Source organism: Micrococcus sp. ACRRV (genome assembly GCF_022346985.1).
Classification (GTDB): Bacteria; Actinomycetota; Actinomycetes; order Actinomycetales; family Micrococcaceae; genus Micrococcus; species Micrococcus porci.
The window spans coordinates 24,666-36,871 of record NZ_JAKRNH010000009.1; the positions used below are offsets into that span (position 1 = coordinate 24,666).

Annotated in this window: 13 protein-coding genes; 12 read left to right on the top strand and 1 reads right to left on the bottom strand. The window is 73.6% G+C overall.

Going from position 1 to position 12,206, the window contains the following annotated elements; all coding sequences use genetic code 11:
- The first annotated feature begins 6 nt into the window (after positions 1-6).
- On the top strand, positions 7-1,152 hold the full coding sequence (gene wecB, locus MHY29_RS01970) for a non-hydrolyzing UDP-N-acetylglucosamine 2-epimerase (protein ID WP_239238072.1): 1,146 nt from the start codon (positions 7-9) through the stop codon (positions 1,150-1,152).
- Between the two features lie 70 nt (positions 1,153-1,222).
- Here the strand turns inward: wecB and MHY29_RS01975 are convergent, their stop codons facing one another.
- Positions 1,223-2,542 carry an MFS transporter gene (locus MHY29_RS01975; RefSeq protein ID WP_239238073.1) on the bottom strand — a complete coding sequence of 440 codons (1,320 nt, stop codon included), beginning with the start codon at positions 2,540-2,542 and terminating at the stop codon, positions 1,223-1,225.
- A 94-nt stretch (positions 2,543-2,636) separates the two neighbouring features.
- On the opposite strand from MHY29_RS01975, the gene ftsY reads away from it, so the two are divergent.
- The 11 genes from ftsY (at position 2,637) to MHY29_RS02030 (ending at position 12,137) form a co-directional block, all read left to right on the top strand.
- Positions 2,637-3,851, top strand: coding sequence for a signal recognition particle-docking protein FtsY (ftsY, locus tag MHY29_RS01980; RefSeq protein ID WP_239238075.1), 1,215 nt, complete (start codon positions 2,637-2,639; stop codon positions 3,849-3,851).
- 235 nt (positions 3,852-4,086) lie between these two features.
- Positions 4,087-5,373: an ammonium transporter gene (locus MHY29_RS01985; protein WP_224355151.1), complete on the top strand. Its 1,287-nt coding sequence runs from the start codon at positions 4,087-4,089 to the stop codon at positions 5,371-5,373.
- Between the two features lie 108 nt (positions 5,374-5,481).
- On the top strand, positions 5,482-7,056 hold the full coding sequence (gene ffh, locus MHY29_RS01990) for a signal recognition particle protein (RefSeq protein WP_224355150.1): 1,575 nt from the start codon (positions 5,482-5,484) through the stop codon (positions 7,054-7,056).
- A gap of 209 nt (positions 7,057-7,265) precedes the next feature.
- Entirely contained in the window at positions 7,266-7,715 is a 450-nt protein-coding gene (gene rpsP, locus MHY29_RS01995) for a 30S ribosomal protein S16 (protein ID WP_224355149.1), read from the top strand.
- Between the two features lie 2 nt (positions 7,716-7,717).
- On the top strand, positions 7,718-7,957 hold the full coding sequence (locus tag MHY29_RS02000; RefSeq protein WP_224356828.1) for an RNA-binding protein: 240 nt from the start codon (positions 7,718-7,720) through the stop codon (positions 7,955-7,957).
- 131 nt (positions 7,958-8,088) lie between these two features.
- A complete protein-coding gene (gene rimM, locus MHY29_RS02005; protein ID WP_239238074.1) occupies positions 8,089-8,658 on the top strand; it encodes a ribosome maturation factor RimM in 570 nt (189 codons plus the stop codon).
- Between the two features lie 3 nt (positions 8,659-8,661).
- Positions 8,662-9,390, top strand: coding sequence for a tRNA (guanosine(37)-N1)-methyltransferase TrmD (trmD, locus tag MHY29_RS02010; RefSeq protein WP_224355147.1), 729 nt, complete (start codon positions 8,662-8,664; stop codon positions 9,388-9,390).
- A 223-nt stretch (positions 9,391-9,613) separates the two neighbouring features.
- Positions 9,614-9,967 carry a 50S ribosomal protein L19 gene (gene rplS, locus MHY29_RS02015; RefSeq protein ID WP_224355146.1) on the top strand — a complete coding sequence of 118 codons (354 nt, stop codon included), beginning with the start codon at positions 9,614-9,616 and terminating at the stop codon, positions 9,965-9,967.
- Positions 9,968-10,007: 40 nt separating this feature from the next.
- Positions 10,008-10,721, top strand: coding sequence for a signal peptidase I (lepB, locus tag MHY29_RS02020; RefSeq protein WP_224355145.1), 714 nt, complete (start codon positions 10,008-10,010; stop codon positions 10,719-10,721).
- Positions 10,714-11,412 carry a signal peptidase I gene (gene lepB, locus MHY29_RS02025; protein ID WP_224355144.1) on the top strand — a complete coding sequence of 233 codons (699 nt, stop codon included), beginning with the start codon at positions 10,714-10,716 and terminating at the stop codon, positions 11,410-11,412. The genes lepB (MHY29_RS02020) and lepB (MHY29_RS02025) overlap by 8 nt, the downstream gene beginning before the upstream one ends.
- Complete coding sequence (locus tag MHY29_RS02030; protein ID WP_224355143.1) at positions 11,409-12,137, top strand: ribonuclease HII; 729 nt, start codon at positions 11,409-11,411, stop codon at positions 12,135-12,137. The genes lepB (MHY29_RS02025) and MHY29_RS02030 overlap by 4 nt, the downstream gene beginning before the upstream one ends.
- Positions 12,138-12,206: the final 69 nt, after the last annotated feature.

The window sequence follows — 12,206 nt, forward strand, 5'->3', positions numbered from 1 at the left end:
GGACACGTGCCGAAGGTCATGCCCATCTACGGAACGCGCCCGGAGGCCATCAAGGTGGCCCCGATCGTTCGAGCGCTCCGTGTCGACGACCGCTTCGACTGCGTGGTCACCGTCACCGGTCAGCACCGCGAGATGCTGGACCAGGTCAACGAGCTGTTCGGCATCGTCCCGGACCACGACCTGAACATCATCCGGCCCCGCCAGACCCTCAACGGCGTCTTCGCCCGCACCCTCGACGGGCTCGACGCCGTCCTCCAGGAGGAGAAGCCGGACGCCGTCGTCGTGCAGGGGGACACCACCACCTCCACCGCGGCGGCGGTGGCCGCGTTCAACCGCGGCATCCCCGTGGTCCACGCCGAGGCCGGCCTGCGCTCCTTCGACATCCACTCGCCGTTCCCGGAGGAGGCGAACCGCAAGATCACGAGCCAGATCGCCGCCCTGCACCTGCCGCCCACCTCGGTGAGCCGGGACAACCTCCTGCGCGAGGCCGTGGCGGAAGAGGACGTGTATGTCACCGGCAACACGGTCATCGACGCGCTGCTCGAGGCCGTGGAGCGGCGCGTGCCGTTCGAGGATCCCGCGCTCGCCGAACTCGAGTCGTCCGGACGACGGGTCGTGCTGGTGACCACCCATCGCCGCGAGAACCAGGGCGACGCGATGCGCGGGGTCGGGCGCGCGTTGGCCCGCCTGGCCCGCGAGCATGCGGACGTGACGTTCGTCCTCCCCGCACACCGGAACCCCGTGGTGCGCGAGGCCATCCTCCCGGCCCTCGAGGGGCTGACGAACGTGCTCGTCACCGAGCCCCTGGCCTACGGGGAGTTCACGCACCTGCTCTCCGTGGCCGACGTGGTCCTCACCGACTCCGGCGGCGTGCAGGAGGAGGCCCCCTCCCTCGGCAAGCCCGTGCTCGTGATGCGGGAGAACACCGAGCGTCCTGAGGCCGTGTCCGCGGGCACGGTCCGCCTGATCGGCACGGACGAGGAGGTCGTCGTCACCGAGGTGGCCCGCCTACTCCAGGACCAGGCGGCCTACGGGGCCATGGCGAACGCCGTGAACCCCTACGGCGACGGCCGTGCAGCCGAGCGCACCGTCTCCGGCATCGCCCAGTTGCTGGGAGTGGGGGAGCGCCTTCCCGCCTTCGACGGCGCCTGAGGCCGCCCGGCACGAGAGAGGGCGCCCACCAACGCCGGGGGGCGCCTCAGCCGTCTCCAGTACTTCGAGATCAGGCGTCGCGGGATGGCGGCGCGATGTCCTCGGGGGCGATCTTCGGCAGCGCGCCCGTGCGCGGCCCGCCCGGGGCGATCGGCAGGTTGGTCTCCGGGGCCCGGAGCCAGGCGAGGAAGCCGACGGCGAGCACGGCGCCCGTGACGGCGAACGCCCAGCCGTAGCCGGCCCCGTCCACCACGAGGCCCACGAGCATCGGGCCGGAGATGGCTCCCAGGTCCGCCGCCATCTGCGCGACGGACATCACCGGCCCTGCCTTGCGGCCTTGGCCCACCAGGTCCGAGACGGCGGCCTGCTGCGGGGCGTTGAGCGTGCCGGTGCCCGCGCCGGCCAGCAGACAGGCCACCAGGAACAGCAGGGGCGAGGTCATCAAGCCGATCACGCCCGTGCACACGGCCATCACGGCCAGTCCGAGGAGGATGAGCGGCTTGCGACCGCGGACGTCGGAGACGCGGGAGCTGAACGTCACGGCCGCCACGTTGCCGGCGGCGAACACGGACAGGGCCAAACCGGCCATGAGCGCCTGGTTCTCCTGGGTGACCGTCCAGCCCAGCAGGGCGGTCCCGGTGAATGCGCTCGCGGCGAAGAGCGGGGTGACCGCGTTGCGCACGCCGAAGGTGGCCCAGCCGTTGGCGAACATGGACACGAGAGCCGCCCGATAGGAGGGGTGGTCCAGGGCCTCCCTAAGCCGCATCACCGGGCGGGAGTCCGCGGCGGCGCGGTCCTGCAGGCGGGTGTCCTTGAGCAGGAAGAACACGATGGCCGCCGCGATCACCAGGGAGGTGCCATAGATCAGGAACGGCACCCGATAGCCGAACACGGACAGGACGGAGCCCACGATCGGCCCGACGATGTTGCCGATCAGGAACGCGGAGGCGTACGCCCCGGACACCCGCCCGCGCATCGAGGGCGGGGACTTGCTGGCCAGGAAGGCCATGGCGGAGACGGTGAACAGAGTGGATCCCACGCCGCCGAGGCCGCGGAACACCAGCAGCTGCGTGTAGTCCTGCGCGAACGCGATCAAGTACATGGACGCCGCCACGATCAGGACGCCCGTCATGTACACGGGGGTCTCGCCGAGGCGGTTGGTCAGTCGTCCGGACAGCGGCGCGAACAGCAGGCGCGTCAGGCCGAAGGCCGAGACGACGGCGGCCACGGCGGTGGCCGGGTTCGCGAAGTCCGACGCGAAGCGCTCGGCGTACTGGGGCAGCAGCGGAGCGATGATGCCGAAGCCGATGGCGATGACGAACGCGGCCGCCACGAGCACCTTGATCTCGCGGGGCAGGGGCGCGCGGGCGTCGGACGGGGTGGTGGGCATGCCGCACATCCTCTCACTCTCACCGGGCGCGGCGGCGGGGCGCGGTCCCTCGCCCGCCCGCGGCCCCGGCTGGGCCTCCGTCCCCTGTGACAGACTGGAACCCGTGATCACAGTCATCGTCATATCCGTCGTCCTGGCCCTGCTGCTCGGCGTCGTGCTGGTCGGTCTGCTCGACCGCCCCGTCGCCCCGCCGAAGGGCACCTACACCGAGCTGCGCGACGCCGACGATCCCGCCCCTGCCGGTCTCGTGGCCGATCCGTCCTCCGCGCCCGCCCCGGAGGAGGCGCTGGAGGAGACGGGGCGGGCCGGCTCCCACGCCGCCGCGCCCGTGGCTGAGCCCGTGGAGGCCGCGGAGGCCCCCGAGCGGCAGCTGGAGCGCCCCGAGGCCGCCGGCACCCGTCTGCAGCGCCTGCGCGCGCGCCTGCTCAAGTCCAACAACGTCTTCGGCAAGGGGCTGCTGGCCCTGCTCTCGCGCGACCACATCGACGAGGACGTGTGGGACGAGATCGAGGAGACCCTCCTCATGGCGGACCTCGGCACCGAGCCCACCATGGAGCTCGTGGACCGGCTCAAGGCCCGGGTGACCGTGGACGGCACCCGCGACCCGGAGTCGGTGCGCGCGCTGCTGCGCGAGGAGCTCGTCGCCATGGTGGACCCCTCCATGGACCGCCGCCTGGCCGCCACCCCGCACGACGGCCACCCGGCCGTGACGATGGTCGTGGGCGTCAACGGCGTCGGCAAGACCACCACCGTGGGCAAGCTCGCCCGCGTGCTCGTCGCCGAGGACCGCACCGTGGTGCTGGGCGCCGCGGACACCTTCCGCGCCGCCGCCGCCGAGCAGCTCGCCACCTGGGGCGCCCGCGTGGGCGTGGAGACGGTCCGCTCGGACGTCGAGGGCGCGGACCCCGCGTCGGTGGCCTTCGAGGCCGTGAAGACCGGCATCGAGCGCGAGGCGGACGTCGTGCTCGTGGACACCGCCGGCCGACTGCAGAACAAGGCCAACCTGATGGACGAGCTCGGCAAGATCAAGCGCGTCATCGAGAAGCAGGCCGAGGTGGACGAGGTCCTCCTGGTCCTGGACGCCACCACGGGCCAGAACGGCCTGACCCAGGCGAAGGTCTTCGCAGAGGTCGTGGACGTCACCGGCATCGTGCTCACCAAGCTGGACGGCACCGCCAAGGGCGGCATCGTCGTCGCGATCCAGCGCCAGCTCGGCGTGCCCGTCAAGCTCATCGGCCTGGGCGAGGGCGCGGACGACCTCGCGCCGTTCTCCGCCGAGGGCTTCGTGGACGCGCTGCTGGCCGCCTGATCCGCCACGCCTCCGGGCCCCGTCCGACACGGTCGGACGGGGCCCGCTCGCGTCCCGGGCGGCCGCACCCCGCGGACCCGGCGCACCCCTCGAGAGAGGCGCGCGTCACATTCCGTCGCGGAACGACGCGGACGCTATGCTCCCCCCAACGGCCCGATCACGGGCCGGGCAGCGACGCCGAACGGGTTCGGCGCTCGCGCGGGGCCCGCCGGCGCAGACCGAAGGGCGGCCCCTGATGACCGAGACGACACCCCTGGACGCCGGAGCGGTGTGGACCGTGACGGCGGCCGCACTGGTGCTCCTGATGACCCCCGGACTGGCCCTCTTCTACGGCGGGATGACCCGCGCGAAGTCGGCACTGAACATGATGATGATGTCGTTCGTGTCCATGGGCCTCATCGGCGTGGCGTGGATCCTGTGGGCCTACGGCATGACCAGCGGCGACGGGCTGGCCGGGATCGTGGGCAGCCCGCTGAACGATCTGGGCGCCGTGCAGTCCATGGCGGACGGGGACCTGATCTCCGTCGGCTTCTCGGCCACCTTCGCGATCATCGCGGTGGCCCTGATCTCCGGCGCGGTCGCCGACCGCGCCAAGTTCTCGACCTGGTGCGTGTTCGTGCCGGTGTGGGTCACGCTGGTCTACGCGCCGCTGGCCTACATGGTCTGGGGCGGCGGCCTGCTCTCCGCCGACGGCGCGATCGGCGCCCGGCTGGGCGAGGCGCTCGACTTCGCGGGCGGGCTCGTGGTGCACATCAGCGCCGGCGTGGCCGCGCTCGTCCTGGCCATGATGATGGGCAAGCGTCAGGGCTTCGGCGTCGACGCCGCCCACCGGCCCCACAACGTGCCGTTCACGATGCTCGGTGCGGCCCTGCTGTGGTTCGGCTGGTTCGGATTCAACAGCGGTGCGGCCTCCGATGTGGAGCAGCTCGGCCTCACCTGGGTCACCACGCTCGTCGCCGCGGCCGCCGGCATGCTCGGCTGGGTCCTCGTCGAGTGGCTGCGCCGGGGGCGCCCGACGTCGATCGGCACCGCCTCGGGGATCGTCTCGGGCCTCGTGGCGATCACGCCGGCCTGCGCCTTCGTCAGCCCGCTGGGGGCCGTCGTCATCGGCCTCGTCGCCGGCGCGGCCTGTGCCCTCGCGGTGAACCTGAAGTACCGCTGGGGCTTCGACGACTCGCTGGACGTGGTCGGCGTGCACCTGACCGCGGGCATCCTGGGCACCCTGCTGATCGGGCTGTTCGCGCTGCCGGAGACCGGGCACGCGGGCCTCTTCCACGGCGGGGACGGATCCCTGCTCCTCGCGCAGACCGTCGCCGTCGTCGTCGCGGTGGTGTTCACCGCCGTCGTCACCGCGGTGATCGCCTTCGTGCTCCGCGCGACCCTCGGCCTGCGCGTCAGCGTCGAGGAGGAGGAGCGCGGCGTCGACCTGACGCTGCACGACGAGACGGCCTACGACGTCGGCTTCGGCGGCGTGCCCGTGCCGACGGACGCGCAGGCCCGCAGCACGGCCGCCGCGGAGTGAGCCCCGGCTCGGGTTGCTAGGCTTGGCGGGCGCCGGGGGCAGACCCCCGGCGCCCGCGACCGACCGAGTCCGGATCAGTCGACCCCGCTTCGAAGGACCACACCCGCCGTGTTCACCTCCCTGTCCGACCGCCTCACAGCCACGTTCCGCAACCTCAAGGGCAAGGGGCGGCTCACCGAGGCGGACATCGACGCCACCGCGCGCGAGATCCGCCGCGCCCTCCTGGACGCGGACGTCGCGGTGCCCGTGGTGCGCCAGTTCATCGCGCAGATCAAGGAGCGGGCCCTCGGCGAGGAGGTCTCGCAGGCCCTGAACCCGGGCCAGCAGGTCGTCAAGATCGTCAACGAGGAGCTCGTGGCGATCCTCGGCGGGGAGACCCGGCGCATCCAGCACGCCAAGACCGGCACCACCGTGATCATGCTGGTGGGCCTCCAGGGCGCCGGCAAGACGACCCTGGCCGGCAAGCTCGCCCACCTGCTCAAGTCCCAGGGCCACACCCCGCTGCTCGTGGCCTGCGACCTCCAGCGCCCCAACGCCGTCAAGCAGCTGCAGGTCAACGGCGAGCGCGCCGGCGTCCCGGTGTTCGCCCCGCACCCGGGCGTGTCCTCCGAGTTCGAGGCCGCCACGGGCGACCCGGTTCAGGTGGCCCGTGCCGGCATCGACGAGGCCAACACCAAGTACCACGACGTCGTCATCATCGACACCGCCGGCCGTCTCGGCGTGGACGCCGAGTTGATGCAGCAGGCCGCGGACATCCGCGCCGCCGTCCAGCCGGACGAGGTCCTCTTCGTCATCGACGCGATGATCGGCCAGGACGCCGTGGCCACCGCCCAGGCGTTCAACGAGGGCGTCGGTTTCACCGGCGTCGTCCTCACCAAGCTCGACGGCGACGCCCGCGGCGGCGCGGCCCTGTCCGTGCGCCACGTGACCGGCAAGCCGATCATGTTCGCCTCCACCGGCGAGGGCCTGAAGGACTTCGAGGTCTTCCACCCGGACCGCATGGCCTCCCGCATCCTCGACATGGGCGACGTGCTCTCCCTGATCGAGCAGGCCGAGCAGAACTGGGACCGCGCCGAGGCCGAAAAGATGGCCAAGAAGTTCGCGGACCAGGAGGACTTCACCTTCGACGACTTCCTGACCCAGATGCAGCAGCTCAAGAAGATGGGCTCCATGAAGAAGCTGCTGGGCATGATGCCCGGCGCCCAGGGCATGCGGCAGCAGCTCGAGCAGTTCGACGAGTCCTCGATCGGCCGCGTCGAGGCGATCATCCACTCCATGACGCCGCACGAGCGCGTCGCCCCGAAGATCATCAACGGCTCCCGGCGCGCCCGCATCGCCAAGGGATCGGGCGTGCAGGTGACCGAGGTGAACGCCCTCCTGGAGCGCTTCGCCGAGGCGCAGAAGATGATGAAGAAGCTCGCCGGCGGCGGCGTCCCCGGCATGCCGGGCATGGGCCCCGGCCCGGGCCGCAAGTCCAAGGGCAGGAACGCCAAGAAGACCAAGGTGAAGTCCGGCAACCCCGCCAAGGCGGCCGCCGAGCGCAGGGCCCTGGAGGAGCGCCGATCCCGCCCCGCCGCCGGCGGCGTGTTCGGGCAGGGCGGGACGATGCCCGACATGACCGACTTCGACCCGTCCCAGCTGAACCTGCCCGCGGGCTTCGAGAAGTACCTCAAGGACCGCTGAGCCGAGCCAGCCCGGGTGCACCCCGCCCCGCCCGCGCGTCCGAGGTGCGCGCGGGCGGCGTCGTCTGGCAGAATGGTCCAGCACTGAGCGTGAGCCCGGACGACCCTCTATCCTCCGCGCGCTCCGTTCCGTTCGTCGGTCACCCGGCCCCGCTGCCCCCACGCGGCGCCGCCGACCGGCCCCCAGATCCCTGAAGGAGAACCACACACGTGGCTGTCAAGATCCGTCTGAAGCGCTTCGGCAAGATTCGCGCCCCCTACTACCGCGTCGTCGTCATGGACTCGCGCACCCGTCGCGATGGCCGTGCCATCGAGGAGATCGGCAAGTACCACCCCACCGAGGAGCCCTCGTTCATCGAGATCGACTCGGAGCGCGCGCAGTACTGGCTGTCCGTCGGCGCCCAGCCGACCGAGCAGGTGGCCGCCCTCCTGAAGATCACCGGCGACTGGCAGAAGTTCAAGGGCGAGGCCGGCGCCGAGGGCACCCTGAAGACCAAGGGTGAGAAGGAGGCCTTCGTGGCCCCCGCCAAGGAGTCCGTGATCCTCCCCGAGGAGCCCAAGCAGGAGGAGGCCCCGGCCGAGTCCGCCGAGGCTGAGGCCCCGGTCGAGGAGGCCGCCGACGCCGAGGCCCCGGCCGAGGATGCCGAGAAGGCCGAGTGAGCATGCTGGCCGAGGCCCTGGAGCACCTCGTCCGCGGCATCGTGGACACCCCGGACGCCGTCCGCGTCGCCTCGCGCCCCCAGCGGCGCGGGGAGATGCTGGAGGTTCGGGTGGCTCCGGAGGATCTCGGCCGCGTGATCGGCCGCCAGGGGCGCACCGCCACCGCGCTGCGCACCGTGCTCGACGGCCTGGCCGGCCACCCCGTCCGCGTGGACGTGGTGGAGACCGACCGGGCCCGCTGAGCCCCCGGCTCGCCCGCCGACACGGCCCGCACCGTCCCCCGACGGTGCGGGCCGTCGTCGTCCCGGGACCGGGGCGCCACCCGTCCGGCGCGACCGCCCGCCCCGATCCGCCCGCCGAAGAAGAGAGACCCATGAGCCCCGCACCCCAGCCCGCCGAGACCGAGGCCCAGGTCCGCGTCGCGCGGATCGGCAAGCCCCACGGCATCCGAGGGGAGGTGACCGTCCAGCTGTTCACCGACGACCCCGAGGCCCGCTTCGCCGCCGACTCCCGTCTCGAGGTGCGCCAGGGCCCGCCCGGCGCCCCGGCGGCGCTCACCGTCACGCGCGCCCGGTGGAACAAGGCCATCCTCGTGGTGGGCTTCGCCGAGGTCCCCGACCGCAACGCCGCCGAGGCGCTGCGCGGCGCCCAGCTGTACGCCGCGCCCCTGGAAAAGGTCGAGGACGACGCCTGGTACGAGGACGACCTCCTCGACCTCGAGGTCCACGTCGACGGCGCCCGTGTGGGCGTCGTGACCGGGCTGCTCACGGGCACCGTGCAGGACCTGCTGCAGGTCCGCCTGGACGCGACCGGTGACGACGCCCTCGTCCCGTTCGTGGAGGAGATCGTCCCCGAGGTGGACCAGGAGGCCGGCGTCGTGGTGGTCGCTCCGCCGCCCGGGCTGCTCGAGCTGGCCTCCGAGACCACGGCGGGCGAGGGCTGAGCCGTGCGCATCGACGTCGTCAGCATCTTCCCCGAGTACATGGCCGTCCTGGACGTCTCCCTGCTGGGCAAGGCCCGCCGCGAGGGGCTCGTGGACGTGCACGTCCACGACCTGCGGGACGTCACCACGGACCGCCACCGCACCGTGGACGACACCCCCTACGGCGGCGGCGCCGGCATGGTGATGAAGCCCGAGCCCTGGGCCCTGTCCCTGGAGGCGGTCGCCGCCGCGAGCCCCATGGCCGCCCCGGCGAAGCCGATCCTCATGGTGCCCACCCCCTCGGGCACGCCGTTCACCCAGGCCACGGCGCGCGAGCTCGCCCAGGCCGAGCACCTGGCGTTCGCCTGCGGCCGCTACGAGGGCATCGACGAGCGCGTGTTCGGCTGGGCCGAGGACCTCTTCGACGTGCGCCTGTTCTCCCTCGGGGACTACGTGCTCAACGGCGGCGAGGTCGCGGCGTTGGCCGTGATCGAGGCCGTCGGCCGGCTCGTGCCCGGGGTGGTGGGCAACCCGGAGTCCCTCGTGGAGGAGTCCCATGAGGACGGCCTGCTCGAGTACCCCGTCTACACCAAGCCGTCCATGTGGAGGGACCGCGAGGTGCCGCCCGTGCTGCTCTCCGGGGACCACGGCAGGATCGCCGCCTGGCGCCGTGACCAGCAGGAGGAGCGCACGCGGATCCGTCGGCCCGATCTCTGGGCCGCCCACCACGCCGGGTCCGCCGCGGAGGACTGACGCCGCCCGCGCGTCGGGTGTGTGGCATAATGGATCCTCGTGTCCACCGGACGCCCGACCTGCCGCAGGGGGCGCGCGTCGACGGCACGGACCACGGGCCCCGCGATCGCGGCCGGCCCGGAACCAGGACTTCGGGACGGCCGTCCCGCCCCGCCGACGCGCGGGGCGACGCCGCCCGGCAGACCACGTGGATGACCTGCGGCGTCCACCAGGGAGAAGCAGCATGCACATCCTCGACTCCTTCGACAAGGCCTCCCTCCGCGAGGACATCCCCGCGTTCGGCCCCGGCGACACCGTCAAGGTGCACGTGAACATCATCGAGGGCAAGACCGCCCGCGTGCAGGTCTTCCAGGGCTACGTCATGGGCCGCCAGGGCCACGGCGTGCGTGAGACCTTCCGCGTCCGCAAGGTGTCCTTCGGCGTGGGCGTGGAGCGCGTCTTCCCGGTGCACTCCCCGGTGATCGACAAGATCGAGGTCCTCACCAAGGGCGACGTGCGCCGCGCGAAGCTGTACTACATGCGCGATCGCCACGGCAAGGCCGCCCGCATCCGCGAGAAGCGCGCCGACGCCAAGTGATCCGCTCCGGGCGGCCCCCGCGGCCGTCCGGAGACGCACCATGCGCGCACAGGAGCCCCGTGACCGGAACCGGTCGCGGGGCTCCCGCGCGTCCGGGGAGGCCGGCCGGCCCTGGTGGGCCCTCGTCCTGCTGACCCTCGCGGGCGCCGTCGTGGCGGCCGCGCTCCTGCGAGCGTTCACCGGCCCCGTCTACCTCGTGCCGTCCGGGTCCATGGAGCCGACGCTGCTGCCCGGGGACCGGGTGCACGTGGACACCGCCGCGGCCGACGGCGCAGGCCTGGAGCACGGGGACGTCGTGGTGTTCGACGGCGCCGGGAGCCTGGCCCCCTACCGCTCTCGCACGGCCCTCGACCGGGGCCTGGAGGACGTGGCGGCGTTCTGGGGCGTCGGCGCCGCTCAGGACGTGTACGTCAAGCGCGTGCTCGCGCTGCCGGGGGACACCCTGTCCTGCTGCACCGCCGACGGCCGCCTGGAGCGCAACGGCGCGCCCCTCGACGAGTCCTACCTCGGCCGCACGGTGGACGCGGCCGCCCCGGCGTCCCGGAGCACGTGGGCCTTCGAGGTGCCGGAGGGACGCATGGTGGTGCTCGGGGACAACCGCGACGTCTCCCGAGACTCCCGCGCCCTGCTCGGCGCCCCCGGCGGCGGCCTCATCCCGGTGGAGAAGGTCATCGGGCGGGTCGACTCGGTCGCCTGGCCCCTCGACCGCCGCGGGGACGTCCCCGCGGGCGCGCAGGACGGGTCCCGTGGCTGAGGCGCCCGTCACCCCCGCCGCGGCCGGGACCGCGGATCCCGCGGCGGCGCCCGCGGCGGAGCACCCGGGGCACCCGCTGCGCGCGGCCGCCGTCACCGTCGCCGTCACGCTGGCCCTCCTGCTGGCGGTCCAGCTGCTCCTCGTGCGCATGTTCGCCATCCCCTCCGCCTCCATGGAGCCCACCCTGCGGCCCGGGGACCGCGTGGCCGTGGACCTGCTCGTGCCCGGTCCGCTGGAGCTGCGCCGCGGGGACGTCGTCGTGTTCCGCGACGCGCGCGGCTGGCTCGCCGGCGCGGAGGCCGTCCACGCCGACCCGCTGCACGCCGCGGTCGCCGCCCTCGGGCTCGGCACGCAGGAGGGTCACCTGGTCAAGCGGGTCGTCGGCCTGCCCGGGGACCGGGTCCGGTGGAGCCCGGAGGACGCGCGGCTGGAGGTCAACGGCGTGCCCGTCGACGAGCCGTACGTGGCGGGACCGGCCGCGCAGGAGGCGTTCGACGTCGTCGTGCCGGACGGCGGCCTGTGGGTGCTGGGCGACCACCGGTCCGCGTCCCAGGACTCCCGTCAGCACCAGCACGGGCCGGGCGGCGGCATGGTGTCCGTGGACGACGTCGTGGGCCGGGTCGAGGGCGTCGTGTGGCCCCTCGACCGGGCCGGGGCCGTGGGGCCCGGCCCCCTGGCGAAGCTGCCGTGAGCCCGCGGCCTCCGGTGGTGCGCGCCGGACTGGACGTGGAGGCGTCCCTGGCCGAGGCCGCGATCGGCCCGGGGGCGAGCGCCCTGGTGGCGGGGATGGACGAGGTCGGCCGGGGCGCCCTCGCCGGCCCCGTGACCGTGGGCGTCTGCGCCGCGCGTGTGCCCGCCCTCGGGGTCGTGCCGGCCGTGCGGGACTCCAAGGCCCTGACTGACCGGCGGCGGCGCGCCCTGGCCTCCGAGATCGAGGCGTGGGCGGCCGGCGTCGTCCTGGGGGAGGCGAGCCCCGCCGAGATCGATCGGCTCGGCATCACCCGGGCCCTCGCGCTGGCCGGGTGCCGCGCGTGGGCCGGTCTCCTGGCCGCGCTGGGGGAGGAGCCCGTGGCCCTGATCCTCGACGGCTCCGACGACTGGCTGCGCCACGCCCGCGGCGGCGGGATGGACGACGTCGTCACCGGGCCCGTCCCGCCGGCGCCGCACATGATGGTCAAGGCGGAGGACCGCTGCGCCACCGTGGCGGCGGCGTCGATCGCCGCGAAGGTGGGCCGCGACGACGCCATGATCGCGCTCTCGGCGGCCCACCCGGCCTACGGATGGGCCGGGAACAAGGGCTACGGGGCGGCCGCGCACCGGTCCGCCCTCGTGGAGCTGGGGGTCACCGAGCACCATCGCCGTTCCTGGAACCTCGGGGTGCCGGGCACCGGGGCGGAGCCGGACGTGCTCTTCTGAGGCTCGCCCTGCGGTGCCGCTGCCGCGCCGTCGGCGGGGCGCGTTCGACGCGGGGGCGGTGCCGGGGGG

What these genes read in the sequence shown, in the direction of transcription:
- MHY29_RS01975 (WP_239238073.1), bottom strand. Translation starts at nt 2,542, where the DNA reads ATGCCCACCACCCCGTCCGACGCCCGCGCGCCCCTGCCCCGCGAGATC.
- MHY29_RS01985 (WP_224355151.1), top strand. Translation starts at nt 4,087, where the DNA reads ATGACCGAGACGACACCCCTGGACGCCGGAGCGGTGTGGACCGTGACG.
- MHY29_RS02000 (WP_224356828.1), top strand. Translation starts at nt 7,718, where the DNA reads ATGCTGGCCGAGGCCCTGGAGCACCTCGTCCGCGGCATCGTGGACACC.
- rimM (WP_239238074.1), top strand. Translation starts at nt 8,089, where the DNA reads ATGAGCCCCGCACCCCAGCCCGCCGAGACCGAGGCCCAGGTCCGCGTC.
- rplS (WP_224355146.1), top strand. Translation starts at nt 9,614, where the DNA reads ATGCACATCCTCGACTCCTTCGACAAGGCCTCCCTCCGCGAGGACATC.
- lepB (WP_224355145.1), top strand. Translation starts at nt 10,008, where the DNA reads ATGCGCGCACAGGAGCCCCGTGACCGGAACCGGTCGCGGGGCTCCCGC.